The organism is Geobacillus thermoleovorans (assembly GCF_001610955.1).
Classification (GTDB): domain Bacteria; phylum Bacillota; class Bacilli; order Bacillales; family Anoxybacillaceae; genus Geobacillus; species Geobacillus thermoleovorans.
Map to the genome: position 1 here is coordinate 772,151 of NZ_CP014335.1, position 24,164 is coordinate 796,314.

Annotated in this window: 26 protein-coding genes and 1 other annotated feature; of the genes, 16 read left to right on the top strand and 10 right to left on the bottom strand. The window is 51.9% G+C overall.

The features are described 5' to 3' along the window. Positions 1-10 precede the first annotated feature (10 nt). Positions 11-262 (bottom strand): hypothetical protein, encoded by a 252-nt coding sequence (locus tag GT3570_RS03915; RefSeq protein ID WP_021321875.1) that lies wholly within the window; start codon positions 260-262, stop codon positions 11-13. 258 nt (positions 263-520) lie between these two features. On the opposite strand from GT3570_RS03915, the gene GT3570_RS03920 reads away from it, so the two are divergent. The 5 genes from GT3570_RS03920 (at position 521) to GT3570_RS03940 (ending at position 4,849) form a co-directional block, all read left to right on the top strand. Continuing rightward, positions 521-1,453: a beta-ketoacyl-ACP synthase III gene (locus tag GT3570_RS03920; protein WP_033845501.1), complete on the top strand. Its 933-nt coding sequence runs from the start codon at positions 521-523 to the stop codon at positions 1,451-1,453. Between the two features lie 40 nt (positions 1,454-1,493). Further along, positions 1,494-2,732, top strand: coding sequence for a beta-ketoacyl-ACP synthase II (gene fabF / locus GT3570_RS03925; protein WP_033024892.1), 1,239 nt, complete (start codon positions 1,494-1,496; stop codon positions 2,730-2,732). Between the two features lie 144 nt (positions 2,733-2,876). Continuing rightward, the gene (locus GT3570_RS03930; RefSeq protein ID WP_011230307.1) at positions 2,877-3,680 is read left to right on the top strand and encodes a DUF2268 domain-containing putative Zn-dependent protease; all 804 of its coding nucleotides are present in this window, start codon (positions 2,877-2,879) and stop codon (positions 3,678-3,680) included. A 136-nt stretch (positions 3,681-3,816) separates the two neighbouring features. Beyond that, on the top strand, positions 3,817-4,023 hold the full coding sequence (locus GT3570_RS03935) for a YuzI family membrane protein (protein ID WP_011230308.1): 207 nt from the start codon (positions 3,817-3,819) through the stop codon (positions 4,021-4,023). An 85-nt stretch (positions 4,024-4,108) separates the two neighbouring features. Continuing rightward, positions 4,109-4,849 (top strand): YjbA family protein, encoded by a 741-nt coding sequence (locus GT3570_RS03940; RefSeq protein WP_011230309.1) that lies wholly within the window; start codon positions 4,109-4,111, stop codon positions 4,847-4,849. Positions 4,850-4,910: 61 nt separating this feature from the next. Here the strand turns inward: GT3570_RS03940 and trpS are convergent, their stop codons facing one another. Continuing rightward, a complete protein-coding gene (gene trpS, locus GT3570_RS03945; RefSeq protein ID WP_013146076.1) occupies positions 4,911-5,897 on the bottom strand; it encodes a tryptophan--tRNA ligase in 987 nt (328 codons plus the stop codon). 50 nt (positions 5,898-5,947) lie between these two features. Then, positions 5,948-6,182, bottom strand: a binding site (T-box leader). Positions 6,183-6,232: 50 nt separating this feature from the next. After that, positions 6,233-6,607, bottom strand: a complete 375-nt coding sequence (locus GT3570_RS03950; RefSeq protein WP_011230311.1) for a DUF3899 domain-containing protein — start codon at positions 6,605-6,607, stop codon at positions 6,233-6,235. A 426-nt stretch (positions 6,608-7,033) separates the two neighbouring features. On the opposite strand from GT3570_RS03950, the gene GT3570_RS03955 reads away from it, so the two are divergent. The 5 genes from GT3570_RS03955 to GT3570_RS03975 all read left to right on the top strand — a co-directional run bounded on the left by GT3570_RS03955 (position 7,034) and on the right by GT3570_RS03975 (position 12,769). Then, positions 7,034-8,686, top strand: coding sequence for a peptide ABC transporter substrate-binding protein (locus GT3570_RS03955; protein ID WP_021321877.1), 1,653 nt, complete (start codon positions 7,034-7,036; stop codon positions 8,684-8,686). Positions 8,687-8,809: 123 nt separating this feature from the next. Next, positions 8,810-9,739, top strand: a complete 930-nt coding sequence (gene opp3b, locus GT3570_RS03960; protein WP_011230313.1) for an oligopeptide ABC transporter permease — start codon at positions 8,810-8,812, stop codon at positions 9,737-9,739. Then, positions 9,736-10,758, top strand: a complete 1,023-nt coding sequence (gene opp3C, locus GT3570_RS03965; protein ID WP_013146073.1) for an oligopeptide ABC transporter permease — start codon at positions 9,736-9,738, stop codon at positions 10,756-10,758. Before opp3b ends, opp3C begins: the two co-directional genes overlap by 4 nt. Positions 10,759-10,779: 21 nt before the next feature. Continuing rightward, complete coding sequence (locus GT3570_RS03970) at positions 10,780-11,841, top strand: ABC transporter ATP-binding protein (RefSeq protein WP_014195173.1); 1,062 nt, start codon at positions 10,780-10,782, stop codon at positions 11,839-11,841. Further along, positions 11,834-12,769: an ABC transporter ATP-binding protein gene (locus tag GT3570_RS03975; protein ID WP_025038852.1), complete on the top strand. Its 936-nt coding sequence runs from the start codon at positions 11,834-11,836 to the stop codon at positions 12,767-12,769. The genes GT3570_RS03970 and GT3570_RS03975 overlap by 8 nt, the downstream gene beginning before the upstream one ends. 88 nt (positions 12,770-12,857) lie before the next feature. On the opposite strand, the gene GT3570_RS03980 is transcribed toward GT3570_RS03975, so the two are convergent. Beyond that, positions 12,858-13,040 carry a hypothetical protein gene (locus tag GT3570_RS03980; RefSeq protein WP_011230317.1) on the bottom strand — a complete coding sequence of 61 codons (183 nt, stop codon included), beginning with the start codon at positions 13,038-13,040 and terminating at the stop codon, positions 12,858-12,860. Positions 13,041-13,342: 302 nt separating this feature from the next. Between GT3570_RS03980 and spxA the strand changes: the two genes are divergently transcribed. Then, a complete protein-coding gene (spxA, locus tag GT3570_RS03985) occupies positions 13,343-13,741 on the top strand; it encodes a transcriptional regulator SpxA (RefSeq protein WP_014195175.1) in 399 nt (132 codons plus the stop codon). 50 nt (positions 13,742-13,791) lie between these two features. Here the strand turns inward: spxA and GT3570_RS03990 are convergent, their stop codons facing one another. Next, on the bottom strand, positions 13,792-14,451 hold the full coding sequence (locus GT3570_RS03990) for a TerC family protein (protein WP_062898474.1): 660 nt from the start codon (positions 14,449-14,451) through the stop codon (positions 13,792-13,794). A gap of 210 nt (positions 14,452-14,661) precedes the next feature. Here GT3570_RS03990 and mecA point away from each other — a divergent pair, with 210 nt between their 5' ends. The 4 genes from mecA (at position 14,662) to pepF (ending at position 20,287) form a co-directional block, all read left to right on the top strand. Next, positions 14,662-15,342, top strand: coding sequence for an adaptor protein MecA (gene mecA, locus GT3570_RS03995; protein ID WP_011230320.1), 681 nt, complete (start codon positions 14,662-14,664; stop codon positions 15,340-15,342). A 96-nt stretch (positions 15,343-15,438) separates the two neighbouring features. Then, positions 15,439-16,947 (top strand): cardiolipin synthase, encoded by a 1,509-nt coding sequence (gene cls, locus GT3570_RS04000; RefSeq protein ID WP_011230321.1) that lies wholly within the window; start codon positions 15,439-15,441, stop codon positions 16,945-16,947. Between the two features lie 188 nt (positions 16,948-17,135). Beyond that, a complete protein-coding gene (locus GT3570_RS04005) occupies positions 17,136-18,464 on the top strand; it encodes a competence protein CoiA (protein ID WP_011230322.1) in 1,329 nt (442 codons plus the stop codon). Next, positions 18,464-20,287, top strand: a complete 1,824-nt coding sequence (gene pepF, locus GT3570_RS04010) for an oligoendopeptidase F (RefSeq protein ID WP_025038851.1) — start codon at positions 18,464-18,466, stop codon at positions 20,285-20,287. The genes GT3570_RS04005 and pepF overlap by 1 nt, the downstream gene beginning before the upstream one ends. 13 nt (positions 20,288-20,300) lie before the next feature. Here the strand turns inward: pepF and GT3570_RS04015 are convergent, their stop codons facing one another. From GT3570_RS04015 to GT3570_RS04035, 5 genes are all read right to left on the bottom strand, one after another. Continuing rightward, the gene (locus GT3570_RS04015; protein ID WP_011230324.1) at positions 20,301-20,498 is read right to left on the bottom strand and encodes a hypothetical protein; all 198 of its coding nucleotides are present in this window, start codon (positions 20,496-20,498) and stop codon (positions 20,301-20,303) included. 425 nt (positions 20,499-20,923) lie between these two features. Beyond that, positions 20,924-21,817, bottom strand: coding sequence for a ClpXP adapter protein SpxH (spxH, locus tag GT3570_RS04020; RefSeq protein ID WP_011230325.1), 894 nt, complete (start codon positions 21,815-21,817; stop codon positions 20,924-20,926). Then, a complete protein-coding gene (locus GT3570_RS04025) occupies positions 21,810-22,223 on the bottom strand; it encodes a globin domain-containing protein (RefSeq protein ID WP_011230326.1) in 414 nt (137 codons plus the stop codon). The genes spxH and GT3570_RS04025 overlap by 8 nt, the downstream gene beginning before the upstream one ends. Positions 22,224-22,325: 102 nt before the next feature. Further along, entirely contained in the window at positions 22,326-22,949 is a 624-nt protein-coding gene (locus GT3570_RS04030; RefSeq protein ID WP_011230327.1) for a lytic transglycosylase domain-containing protein, read from the bottom strand. After that, positions 22,946-23,539, bottom strand: a complete 594-nt coding sequence (locus GT3570_RS04035; protein ID WP_011230328.1) for a CYTH domain-containing protein — start codon at positions 23,537-23,539, stop codon at positions 22,946-22,948. Before GT3570_RS04035 ends, GT3570_RS04030 begins: the two co-directional genes overlap by 4 nt. A 135-nt stretch (positions 23,540-23,674) precedes the next feature. On the opposite strand from GT3570_RS04035, the gene GT3570_RS04040 reads away from it, so the two are divergent. Further along, positions 23,675-24,052 (top strand): UPF0738 family protein, encoded by a 378-nt coding sequence (locus GT3570_RS04040; protein WP_011230329.1) that lies wholly within the window; start codon positions 23,675-23,677, stop codon positions 24,050-24,052. Positions 24,053-24,164: the final 112 nt, after the last annotated feature.

The following is a 24,164-nucleotide window of genomic DNA, read 5'->3' on the forward strand; positions in this document are numbered from 1 at the left end:
GGTGCGTCTGCTATTTTTTCAATAAGTCGACGAGCGAGGTGATCTTTTTCACGAGCGGTTTTAATTGTTGCAATGAGTCGGCTAGCGTATTGACGTTTTCAAACAGCTTCATGAAATCGATGTTCGGCAGTAAAGGCGGTTCTGCCACGCTCCCTTGATCTTCGCGCTCGCCGGTTGCGCGAGAAGGAAAAGATCCGAACATTAGGCGGGAAAAACGGTCTTGCCGTTCGCGATGTTGTTCTTGTGCTTCGCCGTTGGCCATGGGCGATCCTCCCTTTCATGCGATGGTCGCTCGTATTTGTATTGTATGGCAGAAAGGAAAAAGCGGTTTGGACAAATGCCTTAGGGGAACGGAAAGCGCTGGTTCAACTTTCGTTTTCTATTGCGCATCCACGCTCTTTCGGCTAAAATTAGTACCAAGTAATAATAATTGGTGATGTAGACTGATTGTACATTCAAGTTTGGTTGTCAGCGTGAGCGTTTTTTTGCCATTTTGGGAAAGAAAGAGGAGATGAATGATATGGGAGCAGGAATTATCGGGGTCGGCCGCTATGTGCCGGAAAAAGTGTTGACCAACTTTGATTTGGAAAAAATGATGGATACATCGGATGAATGGATCCGGACGCGCACCGGGATCGAGGAGCGCCGCATCGCTCCGGATGACATCGATACGTCCAATATGGCGTATTTTGCCGCAGAAAGGGCGCTTCAAGACGCTGGCATGGAGGCGAAGGATATTGATCTCATTTTAGTTGCCACCGTCACCCCGGACCGTCCGTTTCCGTCGGTCGCTTGCATGCTGCAAGAGCGGCTTGGCGCCGTCAACGCCGCTGCGCTTGATATCAGCGCTGCCTGTGCGGGGTTTATGTACGGGATGGTCACGGCCGCCCAATTTATTGACACAGGCGCCTACAAGTATATATTAGTAGTGGGGGCAGACAAACTATCGAAAATCACCGATTGGACCGACCGCAACACGGCGGTGCTGTTCGGCGACGGCGCCGGAGCGGTCGTCATGGGTCCGGTGTCGCCCGGGCGCGGGATTTTATCTTTCGAGTTGGGAGCTGACGGAACAGGAGGAAAACATTTATACAAAGACGAATATATCGTCATGAACGGCCGTGAAGTATTCAAGTTCGCCGTCCGGCAAATGGGAGAATTAAGCGTGCGTGTGCTTGAAAAAGCCGGGCTCACGAAAGACGATGTCGACTTTCTCATTCCGCATCAAGCGAACATTCGCATCGTCGAAGCGGCCAGACAGCGGCTCGAGCTGCCAGAAGAGAAAATATCGACAACCATCCGTCGATATGGCAACACGTCGGCCGCATCCATTCCGATTTCGCTTGTAGAAGAGTTGGAAGCGGGCAAAATCCATGACGATGATCTCATCATTATGGTCGGATTCGGCGGCGGGCTGACGTGGGGCGCGATCGCTTTGCGCTGGGGCCGTTAACGGCACGTATATTATCGAAATAAAAGGAGAGACGGAAACGATGGAAAAAAGACGAGTCGTCGTGACAGGCATAGGCGCCGTCACCCCGCTTGGGAATGACGCAGAAACGACGTGGAAAAACATTATCGCCGGCCAGTCCGGCATCGACATTGTCACCCGCGTCAATCCGGACGACTTTCCGGCGAAAGTGGCGGCGGAAGTGAAAGACTTCGATCCGTCGCTGTTTATCGACCGCCGCGAGGCGCGGAAGATGGACCGATTTACCCAATTCGCCGTCGCTGCGGCGCTCATGGCGGTCAAAGATGCCAATCTCGACATTAATGAAAGCAACGCTGAACGGGTCGGTGTTTGGATTGGTTCTGGCATCGGCGGCATGGAGACGTTTGAACAGCAGTTTGAGATTTTCCAGCAGCGCGGTTATCGCCGAGTGAGCCCGTTTTTCGTGCCAATGATGATCCCGGATATGGCCGCTGGGCAAGTATCGATCATCCTCGGAGCGAAAGGGATCAATTCGTGCACGGTGACCGCTTGCGCGACCGGGGCGAACTCGATCGGTGATGCGTTTAAAGTCATTCAGCGCGGCGACGCCGATGTCATGATCACCGGCGGGACGGAAGCGCCGATTACGAAAATGTCGTTCGCCGGTTTTTGCGCCAGTACGGCTCTTTCAACCAATCCAGATCCAAAAACGGCGAGCCGCCCATTTGACAAAAACCGCGACGGTTTCGTCATGGGTGAGGGAGCAGGCATCGTTGTTCTTGAGGAATTGGAGCACGCGTTGCGCCGCGGCGCGAAGATTTACGCCGAAATTGTCGGTTACGGTGCGACCGCCGATGCGTATCATATCACCGCACCGGCGCCGGGCGGCGAAGGCGGCGTGCGGGCGATGCGCCAAGCGCTTCATGACGCTGGCCTGAAGCCGGAGGAGATCGATTACATCAACGCCCACGGCACGAGCACCGATTACAATGATAAGTATGAGACGGCGGCGATCAAAGAAGTATTCGGCGATCATGCCTATAAGCTCGCCGTCAGCTCGACGAAGTCGATGACTGGGCATTTGCTCGGGGCGACCGGCGCGGTGGAAGCGATTTTCTCCGTGCTGGCGATCCGCGACGGCATCATTCCGCCGACGATCAACTACGAAACACCGGATCCGGAATGCGACCTCGACTATGTGCCGAATGAAGCGCGCAAGCAAGACGTGCGTGTGGTCTTAAGCAACTCATTTGGATTTGGCGGCCATAATGCGACATTGATTTTTAAAAAATATGTGTAATGGATGAAAAGGAGAGCCTTGGTTGAGCAGAGCTGAAAACGCGTGACTAACGGCGGGTTCGGTTCAGCGTCAGGCTCTCTTTTTTGTTTTGTTTCACCGTCTTTTCCCTGCCGACATAACGTAAGAGAAAAGGAGGGAAAAGCGATGGGATTGCTTCCGACCGATCGATGGCTTGAAGAGGATGAAGGCGATCCGCTCCGGTTGTGCGCACGGTTGGCGCCGCTTTTTGGCAAGATGCCGGCGCGTGAGATTTACAGCTATTTACGGCTGTATGGCATGTACCGAAGCACTCGGCAGGCCGAGCGGCTTTTGCCGGAGATGAAAGAGCGCCGTCTTTGGGAACGTCTTGGCCGTTTGTATGAACGGCAACGGGGGATATGGAAGGGACCGGACGTTCCGGTATTTTTGCTGCCGGCCGATGACGAAAACCGGAAGCTTGTGCGCGAATTCCAAGGAAAAGGCGGGGTGGCGTTTGCTGATAAATTGTTTTTCTTCTTGCTGCCGGATCATGGCGACGAGGAGATCGCCGCGTTGGTGGCGCATGAATACAACCATGTATGCCGTCTCAAGCAGTTGCCGAACGAAGGCGAAGATGCGACGTTGCTGGATGCAGTCGTTATGGAAGGATTGGCGGAGCATGCCGTCGCCGAGACAGTCGGCGTCAAGCAGTGTGCGGGATGGACGAAGTATTACACCGATCGGGAGATGGAACGGTTTTGGCGGCGTTATATTGTCCCGAACCAACATTTGCCCGTTTCGCATCCGCATACTTCCCGCATTTTGTACGGGCTTGGATGGCATCCGAAAATGGGGGGCTATGCCGTTGGGTATGCCATCATCCGTCGTTGCCTAGAAAGAGGCTATTCGCTCGCCCAATTGATGAAGATGGAAGCGAAAGACATCGCGGAGTTGGCGGGCTTTTCAGGCAAACAGCAAGGAGCGTCTTAGCTCGAAACCGCATGGCGACCGCCGCTGTCCGGTTATCACAAGAATCTTAGGGGCATCGGGCGCAAACAGGCATGTTGTCCATGGCGCCGACATATATGTAGAACAAGGACGTGGACAAGAAGGAAGGGAAAGCCCGGTGGTCCGCCTGTTTTTTTATTTGGTCGGTTTCGGTTTTTCAGTCGTCGGCGGCATGATGGTGATCGCCTATTTGAACATCATCACTCCAGAGCGCGGTTTTAGCGAATACTTATCTTATATTTCGACAAGGGTGGAATGTTATTTATTCCCTATTGGCCTTCTTTTGATGTGGGGGAGCTTGACGTTTCCAAGCCGCAGCCCCTAGAGGGGAAAAGAGGACGAAATGGAATAAAATTCTCCCCCTCTGCCTATACTGATGGACAAACACGTCTGGAAGTGAGGGGTCTCGCATGCTTTATCTGCACGACATTTGGGTCAACTGGTTTGAAGGAGAAGAGAACGGATACAACGTCTGCCATTTCCATGAATGGCGCAAGGACGATCAAATCGAGCTGCTCGACCAAGTGCCGCTGTTAAAAGTATCCCCGGCCCTGTTTCATTACATTGAAAACAGCTTGTCCGATCTTCCAAAACCGCTGCTAGACGATGTACATCAGAAGGCGTATGTCCGCAAAAACCATGAACGCATTCAGCTGGACTATTGTTTCGTTGTCACGGACGGCGCCGGCGTTTTGGCTGTCGATACAATCGGTTATCAAATCCCGATTCGCAAAAGCCGTCTCATTCCGCGTCAGGAACAACTCGTCTACGAAATGGCGGCCGAAGCGGAGGAACGGGACTATCCGCTGCCGAGGTATGAAAAAGAATACCACATTTTATCGCCGGCTCCGGAACTGATGTGCGGACTCACGCGCAAAGAGCGGCAGTTGAAACAGCTGTTGTTTATGGCGCTTGACCAGCTTTATTCGACAAAAAATACTGCCCAGATGCGCTATTGGTATACGGAATGGGCGCCGGAAAAATACGCCGCTATTCAAAAAATGTCTTTTGATGAAGCGTGGGAACAATTGTATAACGAGACGAAATACGGGTGGTCCGAACGGCATGAGCAGCTGTGCGAAAACTTGATCAAAGGGCAGCCATTTTTCGAAAAACTGTGGGAAATGGAGCAAGAACCAAAAGTCAATTAAAAAACGGGCCAAGGCGATAGGCGCCTGCCCGTTTTTGTATGGCTTCGCTGGATGCGGCTATTTACCGCCGCCGCCCGAGCCCCATGGCTTGCTCCATTTTGCGCACCATTTCCGATGCAACCCGATTTGCTTTTTCCGCCCCTTCATCCAACACGCGGTCAAGCTCCTCGCTTTCCATCCAATGGTGATACCGCTCTTGAATCGGTCGAAGCGTTTCGATGACGACTTGAGCGAGGTCTGCTTTGAAGACGCCGTATCCTTTTCCTTCGTATTGCCGCTCCAACTCCTCGATCGATTGACCGGATAGCGTCGAATAAATATTGAGCAAGTTCGAAATGCCTGGCTTCGCTTCTTTGTCGTAGCGAATCGTTCCTTCCGAGTCGGTGACCGCGCTTTTGATCTTCTTCTCGATCGTTTTCGCATCGTCAAGCAGTGTGATGTACGCTTTCGGGTTGGGGTCGGATTTGCTCATTTTTTTCGTCGGGTCGACAAGCGACATGATGCGGGCGCCGACTTTCGGAATGCGCGCCTCAGGGATCGTGAACAGCTCGCCATACCGTTTGTTGAAGCGCTCGGCCAGATCCCGCGTCAATTCGATATGCTGCTTTTGATCATCGCCGACCGGGACGATGTCGGTGTTATAAAGCAAAATGTCAGCGGCCATCAGCGGCGGGTACGTGAGCAGTCCGGCGCTGACCGCCTCTTTGCCGGCCGATTTTTCTTTAAATTGCGTCATCCGCTCAAGTTCGCCGATATAAACGATGCACTGCAGCATCCAAGCGGCTTGAGCGTGCGCCGGCACTTCTGACTGGATGAACAACGTCGCTTGCGTCGGGTCGATGCCGACTGCTAAATACAAAGCGGCGAGGCGGCGGATGTTTTGCCGCAGTTCGTGTGGGTCTTGCCAAACGGTAATGGCGTGTTGGTCAACGATGCAAAAATAGCAGTTGTATTCATGCTGCAGCTCGACAAACTGCCGCAGCGCCCCGATGTAGTTGCCAAGGGTGATGACGCCGCTTGGCTGAATGCCGGAAAAAATGGTTTTCATCGATCTTCACTCCCTCAAGCCAAAAATAAAAAAGGCCCTGCCAGCCCTCTGATAGGGACGGTAGGACCGCGGTGCCACCCTACTTATTGCGCCGACAAGCGCAATCGCTCAGCCCATGCTTAGCGCATGGCCCCCTGTAACGCGGGGAAACGTCCTCGCCTACTGCGTCGCCGGTTCGGCGGGAAGCTCGAAAGCCCATTCCATATGGCTAGCCGCTTGTTCGCACCGTCCACAAGCTCTCTGAAGGCATCGCCAATATGTACTCTTCTTTCTCATCGCTCGGTTGATCCTAGATTTGCCTTATATTATACGGAAAACATTCAGCTGTTGCAACCTTATTGCACGGCATATCCGGCGGCAATCATCGCCAGAAACAGAAGCAGACCAGAAAAGAGAAGCGGATACGTGATGGCGAAACGCCGCGGACCGAGCAGCTCATCCGATTCATGTTCTGCTGCCGCTTCCTCAAGATACCGCTCCACCTTCGTTCGATTCCTGCGCAATCGGCGAAACCCGTATGCGAATCCGCTGAAAAACCCGCGTTCATAAACAAACAAAAGCCCGCCAAGCGACAGAGGCAAAAGGGAGAGCAAAAACGAAACGTTAATAAAGGCCACCGTACTCCATGCTCCTTGCCCTATTACGATGAGTGCGCTTGCCGCCAGCATCGCGGCGACGAGCCATCCAGTCCGCACAGCCGTTTGTTTCATATCGTCTGTTCCCGCCTTTCCCTTCTCACTGCTTATTTTATCATAAATCATGTGGGCGGGAAGATTGTCAAAATTATTAACAAAATTATATTGAAAAATATAGAAGAAACCTGGAAGTTCAGGAGAGATTTGCTTCGAAGCTGAAAGGAAGGGCAAAAAAATTATATTGTAAGCGTTTTCTTTTTTCTGTAGGCAGAAATTTTTTGTTTACAATTGTGGCAAAAGTCGTTACAATGCAGGTGTAAATGCAATCCGATCCTCATCCCGTTTGTAAGTAGTTTGAAATTTTTTTATTTAAGAAAATAAAAAAATCCTTTTCAAATATACTAACACAGGATATAATAAGCGATGTAAGTACAATCTTCTGAAATCAAATGGTTCAGAAGATTTGTAATACGCTACATAAATTTTAAGGGGGGTTTTTTAGTGAAGAAGCGATTCTCTTTCTTCCTCGTCCTGCTTCTCGCGCTGTCGACGTTTTTAGCGGCGTGCGGCGGAGGCAAGGACAACAACAACGCTCAAGGCGGCCAGGGCGGCGAAAAGCCGGCGGAGAAGAAGGAGCAGGTGCTGAACTTGCTTGAAAGCCAAGAGATCCCGTCGCTTGATTCGGCGCTCGCCACCGACCAAGTATCGTTTATCGTGTTGAACAACGTCATGGAAGGTCTGTACCGTTTAGGCAAAGACAACAAGCCGGTGCCAGGGATCGCGGAAAGCTATGAAGTGAGCCAAGACGGCAAAACGTATACATTCAAGCTTCGCAAAGATGCGAAATGGTCCAACGGCGATCCGGTGACGGCGCACGATTTCGAATTCGCCTGGAAGCGCGTGCTTGATCCGAAGACGAAATCGGAATATGCGTACATCATGTACGACATTAAAAACGCGGAAGAAGCCAACACAGGCAAGGTGCCGCTTGACCAAGTCGGCGTCAAAGCCCTTGATGACTACACCCTTAAAGTCGAGCTGAAAAACCCAGTTCCGTATTTCGTCGGCTTGACAGCGTTTGGCACGTTTATGCCGCAAAACGAAAAATTTGTCAAAGCTCAAGGCGACAAATATGGATTGGAAGCGAATACAACATTGTACAACGGCCCGTTCGTGTTGAGCGAGTGGAAGCACGAACAAGGTTGGGTATATACGAAAAACCCGAACTACTGGGACAAAGACAACGTCAAGCTGGAAAAAGTCAATGTGAAAGTCGTGAAAGACACGGCGACAGCCGTCAACTTGTATGAAACAAAACAAGCGGACCGCGTCGGCTTGACGGCGGAGTTCGTGGATAAGTACAAAAACGACAAAAACTTCCATACGAAATTGGATCCGTCGCTCTATTGGCTGCGCATGAACACGAAAAAAGAACCGTTGAACAACGTCAACGCCCGCAAAGCGATTGCGATGGCCATCGACACGCAAGCGATGGTCGATACGCTCTTGAACAACGGTTCGATTCCGGCGAAGTTCACCGTTCCGAAAGACTTCGTCACCGGTCCGGATGGCAAAGACTTCCGCGATGTGAATGGCGATTTGGTCAATTACAATCCGGATGAAGCGAAAAAATTGTGGGAGCAAGCGAAAAAAGAGCTGGGCAAAGACAAATTTACGCTTGAACTGCTGAACTATGACACCGACAGCGCGAAGAAAATCGGCGAGTATGTGAAAGCGCAGCTTGAACAAAACTTGCCGGGCTTGACGATCAACATTAAGCAACAACCGTTTGCACAAAAACTGAAGCTCGAAAGCAACATGCAATATGATTTGTCGTTCTCCGGCTGGGGTCCGGACTATCAAGACCCAATGACGTTCCTGCAGCTTTGGACGTCGACAAGCCCGCACAACGAAACAGGCTGGTCGAATCCTGAGTACGACAAGCTGATCAAAGACGCGCAAACGACGCTTGCCAACGATCAGCAAGCTCGTTGGGATGCGATGCTGAAAGCAGAAAAAATCGTCTTTGAAGGAATGCCGATCGCTCCGCTGTACCAACGCGGCGCTGCCTATTTGCAACGCGAGTATGTCAAAGACTTCGTCACGCATACATTCGGCGCCGACTACAGCTTGAAATGGGCGTATGTCGAGTAATCCGTTGTTCTCTTGAAAATGCGGAGGAGAGTATATGCCTAGGCATATACTCTCCTTTTGCCTGCCAAGGCGAAAAATGTCGAAAAACAACGAAGATTGTAGAAAAGCAGAGGAGGTGCGGTCATGGCGCGGTATACGCTTCAGCGGTTCGTTTATATGATCATCACGTTGTTTATCATTGCGACGTTGACGTTCTTTTTAATGAAGCTGCTGCCTGGTTCGCCGCTGCAAAACCAAGAGAAATTAACGCCGGAACAGAAGGCGCTTATTTTAAAAGAGTACGGATTGGATAAGCCCGTGCCTGTTCAATACATTCAATATTTAGGGAATTTGTTGAAAGGAGACTTGGGGGTATCGTTCCAATATGACAACCGCCCAGTGACAGAGCTCATCAGCGATCGAATCGGCCCGTCGGCCCAGCTCGGGTTTCAGGCGATTGTTTTTGGGACGATCGTTGGGTTGATTCTCGGAATTGTCGCGGCGATTCGACATAATCATTGGGAAGATTACACAGCTACGGTCATTGCGGTGTTGGGCGCCTCGATCCCGTCGTTTGTGTTAGGGGGGTTTTTGCAATATTTTATCGCTGTGAAACTGCAATGGCTTCCGGTCGCCTTTTGGGAAGGCTTCAAATATACGATTCTCCCGACCTTGGCGCTGTCTGTCGGAGTCATCGCCAGCATCGCCCGCTTTATGCGCACGGAAATGCTTGAAGTGTTAAGCTCTGACTACATTTTGACGGCTCGGGCGAAAGGGATCAGCCAGGCGGGGGTTATCATCAAGCACGCCATCCGCAACTCGCTTATCCCCGTCATTACCATTTTAGGACCGATGACCGTCAATTTAATGACGGGAACGCTTGTCATTGAGAAACTGTTTGCTGTCCCTGGTCTTGGAGAGCAGTTTGTCCGTTCGATTGAACTGAACGATTACCCTGTTATTATGGGAACGACGTTGTTTTATTCCGCCTTGTTGATTTTGGCCGTCTTTATCGTTGATGTGTTGTACGGGGTTGTCGACCCACGCATCCGGTTAGCGGGAGGGAAAAAATGATGGCGAAACAACAATACGAACAACTTTCACCGGAATGGTTTCAGCCCGCCCCGCCGAACGTCGGTGAGCAGGAAAAAATCAATCGTCCGAGCTTGACGTTTTGGCAGGATGCTTGGCTTCGCCTTCGGGAAAACAAGGCAGCGATCGTGGGGCTCGTGATGATTATCATTTTGACGCTCATGGCGATCATCGCCCCGATGGCGAGCGACCGGACGTATAAAGATCAAAACTTGCGGCATGCGAAACTTCCGCCGAAAATCCCGGTGCTCGAGCATGTTCATTGGCTTCCGTTTGACGGCCGGGATGCGAACGGCGTTGATGTATATAAACAGCGCGGCGTGAAAGAGTACTATTGGTTTGGCACGGATGACTTAGGACGCGACTTGTGGGTGAGAACGTGGTATGGCACGCGCATCTCACTTTACATTGGTTTGCTCGCGGCGTTGATCGACTTATTGATCGGGATTGCGTACGGCGGCATTTCCGGCTACTATGGCGGCCGCGTCGACAATGTGATGCAGCGGATCATCGAAATTTTAAACGGCATTCCGTATTTAATTATGGTCATTTTGTTCATTTTGATTTTTGAGCCTGGAATCATTTCCATCACGTTGGCGATGGTCATTACCGGTTGGACGACGATGGCGCGGATCGTGCGCGGACAAGTGTTGAAATTAAAGAACATGGAATATGTGTTGGCGGCAAGGACGCTCGGAGCGCCGACATCACGGCTCATTTTCAAACATTTGATCCCGAACGTCATCGGCCCGATCATTATTACGACGATGTTCACAATTCCATCGGCCATCTTCACTGAGGCGTTTTTGAGCTTTATCGGCCTTGGCATCCGTCCGCCGGAAGCGTCGCTTGGCTCGCTTGTCAATGATGGATACAAATCGATCCAAACATATCCGCATTTGATGATTATTCCGGCCGTTGTCATCAGCTTGCTCATTTTAAGCTTCAACTTGGTGGCAGACGGAATCCGCGATGCGCTTGACCCGAAAATGCGCAAATAACCGACGGAAGGGGTGAAACCGATGGAGAAAATTTTGCAGGTGAACGATTTGCATATTTCCTTTGACATCCACGCCGGTGAAGTGCAGGCGGTTCGCGGCGTCACGTTCGACTTGTATAAGGGAGAAACGCTGGCAATCGTCGGCGAGTCAGGGTCTGGGAAATCAGTGACTTCAAAAGCGTTGATGCGCCTGTTGCCGACACCGCCGAGCCGGATTAAGCAAGGGGAAATTTTATTTGAAGGCAAAGACTTGACCAAGCTGTCGGAGAAAGAGATGCAATCGATCCGCGGTGCGGAAATTTCAATGATTTTCCAAGATCCGATGACGTCGCTCAATCCGACGATGACGATTGGGAAACAAATTATGGAAGCGATTTTAAAGCATCAAAAGCTGTCGAAAGATGAAGCGCGCAAACGGGCGATTGAACTATTGCAGCTGGTCGGCATTAAAAACGCCGAGCTGCGCATGAAGCAATACCCGCACCAATTTTCCGGCGGGATGCGCCAGCGTGTTGTCATCGCCATCGCCTTGGCGTGCAATCCGAAAATTTTGATCGCCGATGAACCGACGACAGCGCTTGATGTGACGATTCAGGCGCAAATTTTGGAGTTGATGAAAGACATTCAGAAAAAGCTCGGCATGTCGATTATTTTCATCACCCATGATTTAGGGGTCGTCGCCAACATGGCCGACCGAGTGGCCGTGATGTATGCCGGGAAAATCGTGGAGATCGGCACGGTGGATGAAATTTTTTACAATCCGAAACATCCGTACACGTGGGGATTGCTGGCCTCGATGCCGAGCCTTGATCATAAAGATACGGAGCTGTATTCGATTCCGGGTTCGCCGCCGGATTTGTTAAATCCGCCAAAAGGCGATGCGTTTGCGCCGCGCAATCCGTATGCGCTCAAAATTGACTATGAGCTCGAGCCGCCGATGTTCCAAGTGTCTGATACGCACTATGCGGCGACATGGCTGTTGCATGAAATGGCGCCGAAAGTGGAACCGCCGGCTATCGTGCGTGAACGGATGAAACGGTTTGCTGACATCGTCGCCCGGAAAGGAGGAAAACCGCGTGGCTAGACAAAAGCTGCTTGAGGTCAAAAATTTGAAACAGTATTTCCCAGCTGGACGCGGTCAGGTGGTGAAAGCAGTCGACGGCGTCACCTTTGACATTTATAAAGGTGAAACGTTCGGCCTTGTCGGCGAGTCGGGCTGCGGCAAGTCGACAACGGGGCGGACGATCATCCGGCTGTACGAAGCGACGGAAGGAGAAGTGCTGTTTAACGGCGTCAATGTGCACGGCAAAAAATCCAAAAAAGAGCTGAAAGAGTTAAATCGGAAAATGCAGATGATTTTCCAAGATCCGTATGCGTCGCTCAATCCGCGGATGACGGTCGCCGACATTATCGCTGAGGGCATTGACATCCACGGATTGGCGAAAACGAAAGAGGAGCGGATGCAGCGCGTCTATGAGCTGCTTGAGACGGTCGGGTTGAACCGCGAGCATGCGAGCCGCTATCCGCATGAGTTTTCCGGCGGGCAACGCCAGCGGATCGGCATCGCCCGGGCGCTCGCCGTCGAACCGGAATTCATCATCGCCGATGAGCCGATCTCGGCGCTTGACGTTTCCATTCAGGCGCAAGTCGTGAACTTATTGAAGCGCCTGCAGCGTGAAAAAGGGTTGACGTACTTGTTTATTGCCCATGACTTGTCGATGGTCAAATACATCAGCGACCGGATCGGCGTCATGTATTTCGGGAAAATGGTCGAGCTCGCTGAATCGGAAGAGCTGTACCGCAATCCGATCCATCCGTATACAAAGGCATTGCTCTCCGCTATTCCGCTTCCAGATCCGGAAACGGAGCGGACGCGCAAGCGGATCATGTACGACCCGGCGCAACATGGCTACAAAGATGGAGAGGAACTCGAATTCCGCGAAATTACGCCTGGCCATTTTGTGCTTTGTTCAGAGGAAGAATATAAGCGGTATCGGGCGATGTATGCCTAGCCGAATCGAAAAAAGCGCCGCTCTTTCACCGCCGCATGGTGCGAACGGCGAAAGAGGCGGCACCCACCTATGCGCCTGTTTTGGCGCGTTATTTTTTTCCCCCGACGACTTTCCATCCTTGTTGGATGCGGCGGGAGGCCTCGACATGCTTTCCACTTTTGTTTCGGCCGAACATCCGCTCTCCGATCGTGTTGCTGATGTTCCCCATCAATGCGGTGAGGACGACGATCAATGCCGAAGCAATGGCAAAGTCGATGAAATAGCCGGCCATCGGTTCTTCCTCCCTTTTCCTTTTCTACTTTGATTGTAGAGGATTTGCCTTTACTTTGGAAGAGGAAAGAAAGAAAATTGCATTTATCATCGAAAAACTATATCTTTCTTGGCCGATGTATTGTATAATATATCATGTTAAAGTCATTTCAATTTGCAAACGATTGGCAAAGCGGCTGATCGCCAGACTGGCGTCCAGGCCGTGTCGCTATGCTGTCAGACGTCAAACCGGCATAGCGGTGCACGTCTGTCGTCTGACGGACGAGGGAAGCAAGGGATTCCTTGTCAAAAGGAGTGATCGAAGTGGTCAAGCTATACACATCACCGAGCTGCACGTCATGCCGGAAGGCGAAGGCGTGGCTCGAGAAGCACAATATTCCTTATGTCGAGCGCAATATTTTCTCCGAACCGCTCACGGTCGAGGAGATTAAAGAAATTTTGCGGATGACGGAAACGGGGACGGATGAAATCATTTCGACCCGTTCAAAAGTGTTCCAAAAGCTGAACATCAACTTGGAAACGTTGCCGCTGCAAGATTTGTACGAACTCATTCAAAAAAACCCAGGCATTTTGCGCCGGCCGATCATCATTGATGAAAAGCGGCTTCAAGTCGGCTACAACGAAGATGAAATCCGCCGCTTTCTGCCGCGCAAAGTGCGGGCGTATCAGCTTCGTGAAGCGCAGCGGCTGGTGAACGGGTAATAAAAAAACTTCTACATGGTCTGCCATGTAGAAGTTTTTTATCATTTGCTTTATGCGGCGCGCGACCGGCGGTGGGCCGCCAAGCCGAGCAAAACGGCAAGAACGGCCGCCGCCATTGGAAACAGCGCCTCCCCATTCGGGGGGGAAAACGGGCGCAACCGCTCTTCGGCAGCGATCATCTTTCCAGCGGTGTACGCCAAGAGGGCGCCGCCGGCATAAATGAGAATCGGGAACCGTTCCATGGCATAAAGGATGATTTTGCTGCCTAAAATGATGATAGGAACGGAACAGAGAAAACCGAACACAACAAGTCCGATATGGCCTTGAGCCGCTCCAGCGATGGCGATGACGTTGTCAAGACCCATGGCGACATCGGCGGCGACGATCGTCTGGATGGCTTTCCAAAGCGACGGTTCGGCTTTGATCATAGTCGGTTTTTCGTCTTTTTGCCCGATCAGTTTCAAGGCGATCCAAAAGAGGACGACGCCTCCAGCGAGCTGCAAGAACGGAATCGTCAACAGCCAAACGACGGCCACCGTCAAGACAATGCGAACAGCGATCGCCAGCGCGGTGCCGACAATGATGGCCACATTCCGCTTTTGTTCCGGCAAGTTGCGGCTTGCCAGCGCAATGACAACCGCATTGTCCCCGCCAAGAATGACATCAATGCCGATAATCAGCAAGATGGAAACGATGTATTCATCCACCATAGGCGTCCCTCATTCCGTCCGTGTTCATCATCATTATAGTAGGGCATGGCCGGTTTCATAACCAATTTTTAAAAATGCGTTTTTTTATTTCCCTTCTTTCGCTTTTTATCATAAAATAAAAGTACAAGATCATAAGTTTTGATTTAAATAGTTTCAGGGGCACAATCCCTTCCTTTTTTATTTCTCTGTTTTAGAAGGGAGAGTTGAGAAATGGAAATCGAACGCATCAATGAACATACGGTGAAGTTCTACATTTCCTATGTTGATATAGAGGAGCGCGGCTTTGACCGCGAGGAAATTTGGTACAATCGGGAACGAAGCGAAGAATTATTTTGGGAAATGATGGATGAAGTTCACGGGGAAAGCGATTTTTCGCTCGATGGCCCGCTTTGGATCCAAGTGCAGGCGCTCGAAAAAGGGCTTGAAGTCGTCGTGACGAAAGCGCAGTTGTCCAAAGACGGAAGCAAGCTCGAGCTGCCGCTTCCAGAAGAGAAATGGCGCGAGTTTTCGCTGTCAGCTGGTGAAAAGGTGGAATCGCTGTTCGGCCACCATTTCCACTTTGGTCAAAACGGGGACGCCGAGGAGAGAGAAGAGCAAGATGTCCTTCAATTCATCCTTTCGTTCAAGGATATCGAGGATGTCATTTCCTTGGCCCATCGCGCTGACTTCTCTCGGTTGTCGAATCGCCTGTTCCAATTTGAAGGCCGCTATTACTTGTTCGTGGAGTTTGACGAGCGCTACACCGAGCAGGAAGTGGACAATATGCTCAGCCTTCTGTTGGAATACGGAAGCGATTCCCAGCTGACGATTTATCGACTTGAAGAATACGGGACTGAAATTATGGGCGACAATGCACTCGAAACGATCAAAACGTATTTTCCAGCCTTATAATGTTTCCATTCCGCCGATTTCGCCGCCAGAAATCGGCGTTTTCTACGTTAGCGGAAGAAAAACGGCCATCATGAAGAGCCGGGTGGAGGGGTTTTGTTGCGAAACACATCGAGAGTGGCGATTCTCGTCGTCATTGTCGGCGCGTTGCTGGCATTGACGAACGGGTTTTGGGAAGGGAAGCTGCTTGGTCTTTTCAGCGTATTGATGTCTTGTTCCGTCATCTTTATTGCGCTGGTCATTTCTCTTGAGAATCGAAAGCCGGCGCAGACGATCGCTTGGCTGGCGGTGCTGGGGAGCTTTCCGATTGTCGGCTTTTTGTTTTATTTATTGTTCGGACGCAACTATTGGCAACAACGGCGCTATAAAAAGAAAGCCGATTTTGATGAGGCGGTGCTGCTCAAGTTTCAAGAGCCGTCGCCGATTGCCGTCGAGCGGCTGCCGATGGCGCCCCATCAGCGTCCGCTTTTGCGCCTTGCTTATCGCATCGGCCAGCATCCGGTTTCACTTGCTTCGCAGACGGCGGTGTTGACGAACGGAGAGGAGACATTTTCTTCTATTTTTGCTGAACTGGAAAAAGCGGAACACCATATTCATTTAGAATATTATATCGTCCGTCATGATGAAATCGGCCAACAGTTGAAGCGCGTCTTGATGGAAAAAGCGCGTCAAGGTGTGCGCGTCCGTTTTTTGTACGACGCCGTTGGAAGTTGGAAGTTGTCAAACGCCTATATCGAGGAGCTGCGCGCGGCTGGAGTCGAGATGATCCCGTTTTCACCAGTGCGCCTCCCGTTTTTAAGCAACCAAATCAATTTCCGCAATCACCGAAAGATCATTGTCATCGATGGAGGCGTCGGCTTTGTCGGCGGGCTGAACATCGGAGATGAGTATTTAGGAAAAAACAAATATTTCGGATTTTGGCGCGATACGCACTTATTGATCCGCGGTGAAGCCGTCCGGACGCTCCAGCTCATTTTTTTGCAAGATTGGTATTACATGACGGGAGAACGCTTGTTGACGCCGGACTATTTGTCGCCGCCGCTCATCGTCGAGGAAGGGCAAGGCGGGGTGCAGCTCATTGCCGGCGGTCCGGACCAAAAGTGGGAAGTGATCAAACAGCTGTATTTTGCCATGATTACGTCGGCCAAACGGTCGATTTGGGTTGCCTCGCCGTACTTTGTGCCGGATGAAGACATTTTGACGGCGCTCAAAGTGGCGGCGTTAAGCGGCATCGATGTTCGCCTGCTGGCGCCAAAGCGTCCGGATAAAAAAATTGTCTTTTACGCTTCGCGCTCGTATTTTCCCGAGCTGCTCGAGGCTGGGGTGAAAATTTACGAGTATGAGAAAGGGTTTTTGCACAGCAAAGTCATCGTCGTCGATGGCGAGCTCGCCTCGATCGGCACGGCGAACATGGATATGCGCAGTTTCCATTTAAACTTTGAAGTGAACGCCTTTTTGTATTATACCGACAGCATTCATAAACTCGTCCGCGACTTTTTGGAAGATTTTCGCCACGCTTCCATGATCGACTACGAACAGTTTCAACAGCGCCCGTTCCGGGTGCGTATCGCTGAATCGGTCTCCCGGCTGTTGTCGCCTCTGTTGTAACCAACCGCTTGTAAACGCCAGTCCGCCGAATCGGCGGACTTTTTTCGACGCAGTTTGGCTTTGGGCAGGAAAACCGGCGATGGTCAACGAATAAAAGGGAAGAACCGAACGGTGAAGGGGGGCAGCAGAGAACAATTCCAGCTGTTCCCGCTCACGGACAACTATTTTTTACTGGAAAGGAAGTGATCATGTTGTTTGTCGCTCTCGCCGCTGATGGCAGGACGGTTTCGCTTGCCGGGGCGGAAAGATGGGAACGAGAGGGGCTGATGCGCCTGAAACGACAGGAACCGTTTTTTTGTCCCGCGTGCCGTCAAGAAGTGGTGCTCCGGTCGGGCCGCTACCGTTTGCCGCATTTCGCCCATCGAAAAGGGGCGGCCTGCCCGGTCGAGCACGAACCGGAGTCGGAGCGTCACTTAACTGGGAAGCGAGACTTGTTCGCGTGGCTCATTCGCCAAGGCATGGAGGCGAAGCTCGAGCCGTATTTGCCCGCCATCAAGCAGCGTCCTGACGTATTGTTCCGCCATGGCCCACACCTTTATGCCCTCGAATACCAATGTTCCACGATCGATGAATCGCTGTTTCGCGAACGCAATGACGGCTACCGTCTCCTTGGCATCCGCCCGTTGTGGGTGTTAGGAGCCCATCATTTGCGGCGTTCGCCAAAATATTCGGGGGAAGTGCAGCTCTCCCGGTTTCAATGGTTGTTTGCCCATCGCGCTCCACATTCAGTCGTTCCACATATATGGTACTACAGTCCAGAGACGAAACGCTTTATCCGTCTTTTTCGCCCGTTGCCGCTATCGGTGCAGCGAACATTGGCCGCGGTCGATTCGATTCCGCTTTCGTCGTTTTCGTTCCCCGATTGGATGGCCCCCTGCCCGCTGCCGCTTCCATCCGAGTTTTGGGAGCGATGGCTCGAACGAAAAAAACAATGGCGGCGGACGTTTCCACTTTATCCGAACCAAACCGTGCGCCGCATTTGTGCTGATTTTTACCAGGCGGGCATCGTTCCGTCACTGTTTCCGACCGAAGCAGGCTGGCCAGTGCCGCGGGGGTATTTATGGGAGACGGCGCCGTTCATTTGGCAAACGTATGTCCTTTTGTTTCTTCTTGGAAAGACCGGACGGCCGGCAACGGCAGTATCTTTATTTCAGTGGCTCGACGACAAAATCCGCACCGGCCGCCTCGTTCCGCGCCGGCTGCCGCTTGTCGGCCGGGATACGTATCGTGAGGCCGTCGGCGAGTATTTGCATTGGTTGAGCCTGCTCGGCTATCTCCGCCGCGAAGAGGGCGACCAGCTTCATTTGGTGAAGCCGCTGTCGTTTCCGTCGACCGTCGATCAGATGATTCATCAAGATGCTGCGCTTCTTGAGCAAATTCACCAAACGTCGGCGCTTAGCTGCTATTGGTCAACACTTGAGTTCGGGAGAGTGGAAAAAATGAGCAGAAAACAGGAAAAGATGAACGGAATGGTGAATAATAATTCGTGTATCGATTATTTGTATAAGGAGGAATGATGACGGTGGAGGAAAAGAAAGCGAAAAAGTCGCTGCCGCTGCGAAGCGAGATTCCTGTGGAAGAAACGTGGCGGCTTGAGGACATTTTTCCCACCGATGACGCCTGGGAAGAAGAATTCAAACAAGTGAAGGCAATGATTCCAAAGCTTGGCGAATACAAAGGGCGGCTTGGCGAATCGCCGGAAGTGCTGTATGAAGCATTGCAATGCCAAGATGACGTATCGATGCGCCTCGGCAAGCTGTATACATACGCCCATATGCGCTATGATCAAGATACGACCAACTCGTTTTACCAAGGGCTCGACGCCCGGGCGAAAAGCTTGTACAGCGAAGCATCGAGCGCGATGGCGTTTATCGTGCCGGAAATTTTGGCGATCGATGAAGCGGTGCTGCGCTCGTTTTTGGAACAATACGAGCCGCTTCGCTTGTATGCGCACGCGTTAGACGAAATTACGCGCCAGCGCCCGCACGTGCTGTCGGCAGAAGAGGAGGCGATCTTGGCGCAGGCAGCCGAGGTGATGCAGGCGACATCCGACACGTTCAGCGCGTTGAACAACGCTGATTTGACGTTTCCGACGATCATCGATGAAAACGGCGAGGAAGTCGAAGTCACGCACGGCCGGTTCATCCGCTTTTTAGAAAGCACGGACCGCCGCGTCCGCCGCGATGCGTTTTACGCCGTATACCATACGTATGAGAAGTTTCAAAATACGTTCGCCAATATGCTTGCCGGCACGGTGAAAAAAGACAACTTTTTCGCCCGCATCCGCCGCTACCGTTCGGCGCGAGAAGCGGCGTTGGATGCGAACAACATTCCGGAGAGCGTCTATGACAATCTAATCGCCGCGATTCACGAACATTTGCCGCTGTTGCATCGGTACGTGCGGCTGCGCAAACGAGTGCTTGGGCTTGATGAGCTGCATATGTACGATTTGTACACGCCGCTTGTGCAAGAAGTGAAAATGGAAGTGACGTACGAGGAAGCGAAGCAATATATGCTTGAAGGGCTCGCGCCGCTTGGCGAGGAATATGTGGCGATCGTGAAAGAAGGTCTTGACAACCGTTGGGTCGATGTGCGCGAAAACAAAGGAAAGCGAAGCGGCGCCTATTCGTCGGGAGCGTACGGCACCCATCCGTACATTTTGCTCAACTGGCAGGACAATGTGAACAATTTGTTTACACTTGTGCATGAGTTTGGCCATTCGGTGCACAGCTACTATACGCGCAAAACGCAGCCGTATCCATATGCGCATTATTCAATTTTCGTCGCCGAAGTGGCGTCGACGTGCAATGAGGCGCTGTTGAACGACTACTTGCTGAGAACGATCGATGATGAGAAAAAGCGGCTCTATTTGCTCAACCATTATCTTGAGGGGTTCCGCGGCACGGTTTTTCGCCAGACGATGTTCGCGGAGTTTGAGCATTTGATCCATTTGAAGGCGCAACAAGGCGAAGCGTTGACGGCCGAAACGTTGAGCGCCCTTTATTACGACTTAAATAAAACGTATTTTGGCGATGATATTGTCGTGGACAAAGAAATCGGCCTCGAGTGGGCGCGCATTCCGCATTTTTATTACAACTACTACGTGTACCAATACGCAACCGGCTTCAGCGCGGCGACTGCACTCAGTAAACAAATTTTGGAAGAAGGCGAACCGGCGGTGAGACGGTACATCGACTTTTTGAAAGCCGGCAGCTCTGATTACCCGATTGAAGTGTTGAAAAAAGCCGGCGTCGACATGACGAGCGCCGAGCCGATCCGCCAAGCGTGCCAAGTGTTTGCGGAGAAGCTTGATGAGATGGAACGGCTGCTTGAGAAATGAAACGAATGCGGCGCTACAGCCGCATTCGTTTGGACGGAAATCCACGAAACTGATGGCGGCGGTTCCATGTCGCTGCCAATCCAAGCAAGGAGAGAAACAAAAGCGGCATGGTCGCCCAAAGCGGAAGGAGCTGCATGAGGCCCAACAAGTTCAGAATAAAGGCGGCAGTGGATGCCGCCGCCCAAAGGGATAAGACGATGCGCTGCTTCATGGCGATGGCCACCTCTTCCCATTTGCTTTAGTTGATGGCTCTTCACCACAACATGTATTTGACAAGCAATACGGTTTCCTGCACAAAGATGTGCAAAAATCACTGATTTGTTGATTTTCCCTCACAAGCGTAAATAGGGTATGTTCAGAAAAAATCAAGTACAACTTTTGGTGAAGAGCCTAGTTGATTATATGCTGTTTGTCTGCCTGATCATGACGCAGGGCGAATTATGACAATAATGTGAACAAACGAGCAAACGGGTTGCCAATTTAGTTGGACGTTTGGTAAGATAAAAACGTGAACGGAAGACAAAACCTGATACCCCTTTGTTTGACCGTGAACAATTTCTCCCATCCCCTTTGTTGTCTTGGCAACAAGAAAAAGCCCGGCGTCAGCCGGGCTTTTTCTTGCGCCCATCCCTGCTGCTAGGGACGGGAATCATCGATATAGCGCCAAAATGTTCCGTGTTTGACGGGCACCCGCTCCACTTTTTGCTTTAGCTGCAGCTTTTTCATTTCCGTTTCCGCTTCTTGGATCGTCCAGTTGTACACAACGGCAACTTCCTTTGTGGCGACGAATTTAAAATGGCTTAAAAATGATTCCAGCGGAGGAGGAGAGGACGGTTCAGGATGGAAGCCGAGCATTTCAGCGATCAATTCGACGTAGATGTCGTACGGATAGCATCCGGAAATTTTAATGCCTTCGTCTTCAATGTTTTCATTAAACAACACAAGCGTCGGAATTTCGTCAACGTCCATTTCCGAGGTGATTTTTAAATCGCATTGGAACGCTTTCGCCGCTCCCGGCGAGTGCATGTCGCGCAAAAATTCATCGACATCCAAGCCCGCTTTGACGGCGCATTCGGCGAGCACCGACAAATCGGCGACATTTTGTTTTTCGAGAAAGAGCTGTTCTTGCAGCTTGCGCAAAAAGCGAAGGCCAGCCCGCTTTCCTTGCATTTCCGCCGCTTTAATGGCGAGCGATGGGGCGAACGGGCTCGAAATCGGGTTTTCGAGCCAAACGCTGCCGTCGCATGACATGCCGGTGCGGTTCGCCGCCCACTCCCACGCTTTGGCCATTGCCTCCGGCTTTGTTCCTTTGCGCGCGCTCCATGTCGCCCATGTTCCGCTCAATATGTGCCTTAAGGTAAAAAAACGGCCGTATTCGATCGTCAGTTTTTTGATGACTGGTTCAAGCCCCCAGCATTCCGGGCATAAAGGATCGATAAACAAATACAGCTCGAGCGGTTTGTTCGTGTTGCCTAGCGGCTGGGAAGGGTAGCAAGTTGATGTCGTCTTCCCAGCAAACTTCTCACTCAAGGGTATGCTCCTTTCTGTCCAGATGATCTGGGGTATTGACCATATGATGGGCGGTGAGTACGAGCCGGTGATAAAACTGTTCGCGCGCCGGCCCGGACAAGCCGATTTCGTCCATGGCTGCCCGCATGCAGGCAAGCCACGCTTCCGCCCGCTTCGGCGTGATTTCAAAGCGGAGATGGCGCGCCCTCAGCATGGGGTGTCCATGCTCTGCCGTGTAAAGAGGGGGGCCGCCTAAATATTGTGTTAAAAACTGTTTTTGCTTGCGGGCGGTTTCCGTCAAATCGTCAGGGAAAATGGGCCGCAAGTCCGGATGCGCGGCCACGCGACGGTAAAATGCTTCGACAAGTTTCGCAACCGTCTCCTCTCCGCCGATCGCCTCATAAAGAGTTTGCCATTGTTCACCCATCGCGGATGCTCCTTTTGTTTGAAAATCATTCGTTGTCGTTTGATTGCTATTTTATCAACAGCACGCATGGATCTCAAACAAAGTGACTCGAGCGCCGCTCGTTTATGTGCGGTAGCTTTTCAACACGCGTTCGACATACGCCCGCGTTTCGGCAAATGGCGGCACGCCCCCATAGCGGTCGACGTGCCCGGGCCCGGCGTTGTAGGCGGCTAAGGCGAGAGTGATATTGCCGCTGTACCGGTCAAGGAGCTGGCGCAAATATTTTACGCCGCCGTCGATGTTTTGCGCCGGATCAAGCGGGTTGTTGACGCCGAGCATTTTTGCCGTGCTTGGCATGAGCTGCATGAGTCCAAGCGCTCCAGCCGGGCTTTTCGCATCGGGACGGAAATTTGACTCATGGCGAATGACGGCGCGGATGAGCTGCGGGTCAACATCGTATTTTTCCGCTGCCGCCGCGATTAAAGCATCGATGGAAGAAGATGAGTTGGTTGCAGCACCCGCTTCATGTTCGAGCGGGGCGCTGCGATGGCCGGCGGGCGCCGGGGGCTGACCGCTTAGGGCAGCTTGAGGCGCCTCGGCAGAAGATTCCTCACCGCGGCTGAGAGATTCGGCAAGCAAGCTTGAAAACAAGGATGGCACCGGCGATGGCAACAGGCTGGAGCGTCCGGGTGAGAACGCATTGAGCGCCTGCCATTCGATGAGCAGCTTTAATGGCGAAACGGTCATCGTCTTTCCTCCATTTCTTTCATGCGGGCGTAAAAGCGGGCGATTTTGTTTGGCGCCGGGCGGCGCGGGATGCCGAGCGCCTCAAGCAGGCGCAAAAACCGCTTTTCACCCGCTTCCACGTGATCCACTTCATATTCAAGTTCGTAATCTTCGCTTTGCAAGTAACAGTTATGGTCAAGGCATAGCGTGCCGCCTTCATGCGGCCATTCGGCTCGGTCGGTGACAAGGGAGCCAAAGCAGCGCACCTCGTGTGGGTTGATGCCCAGTTCTGCAAGCAAATCGGCGATCGCCCCGCGCGGCGCCGCTATACCAGCAAGCAACGCTTCCGCTTCAGACAGCGAAAGCGGCTCATGGATTTCCAAAATGGTCCCGTCCGCCCGCGTTTGTTTCAGCGTCAAGGTCAGGCGTCCCTCTTTCGCCCGGATGCGCAGCGCTGCCGCTCGTTCTTTCAGGGCGAATGACGGGGTGTCAAAGTAATGGTTTTCCTGGCGGAAGAAAGCGCCATCATCAAGGCGGAAGGCGGCGCGGACGGCAGCAAACTCCGCTGCCGTTAACAAGTTTTTTAATTCGATTTCGATTTCTTGATGCATCGTGAATCCCCTTCAGACAGGATAGTCGTCTCCCTCTATTATCAGCTGTTTTCCGGCGAATATCAATTATTTCGCCTGTATAGGGTGAATATGGTAAAATAAAGGGCGGATGGTTGATGCGGAAGGAGAGAAAACATGAACGAAAAATGGATCGTCGAGCGGGTGGAGCGGGAAGGCGGCCGGCTTTGGCTGTATGTCAATGATGCTCCGGTTCCGCTTGCCCGCGTAACGCCGAAACGCCATATGCTTGTCGATTCGGATGCGTTGGCGTTTGCGTACATTTTGGAAACCGATGACCGCTTTCTATATGTCATGATTCCGAAGCCGTGGTGGCCTGAGCTAAAGGCGGCGCTTGACGCCAAGGAGCCGGTCTGGCTTCGATGTGGAGAGAGGACGCTTGAGCTTGAACAGTTTCACGATGAACTGTCTTATTTGCTTGAAAATATTCGCGGCAACGCCAACTATGGCGAGGCGCTTGAACAGGCGGTGCAAGACGTGTTTTTTGAGCAATAAGCCGGGGGTTTTCCCTTTCCGGCGCGTTCGAACAGGGAGCGGCCCGGTGAATTCGCATCGTGCAGCAAGAAAGAGGCGCGGTTGCGCCCTCTTGACGTAAGCCGCGGGAGAT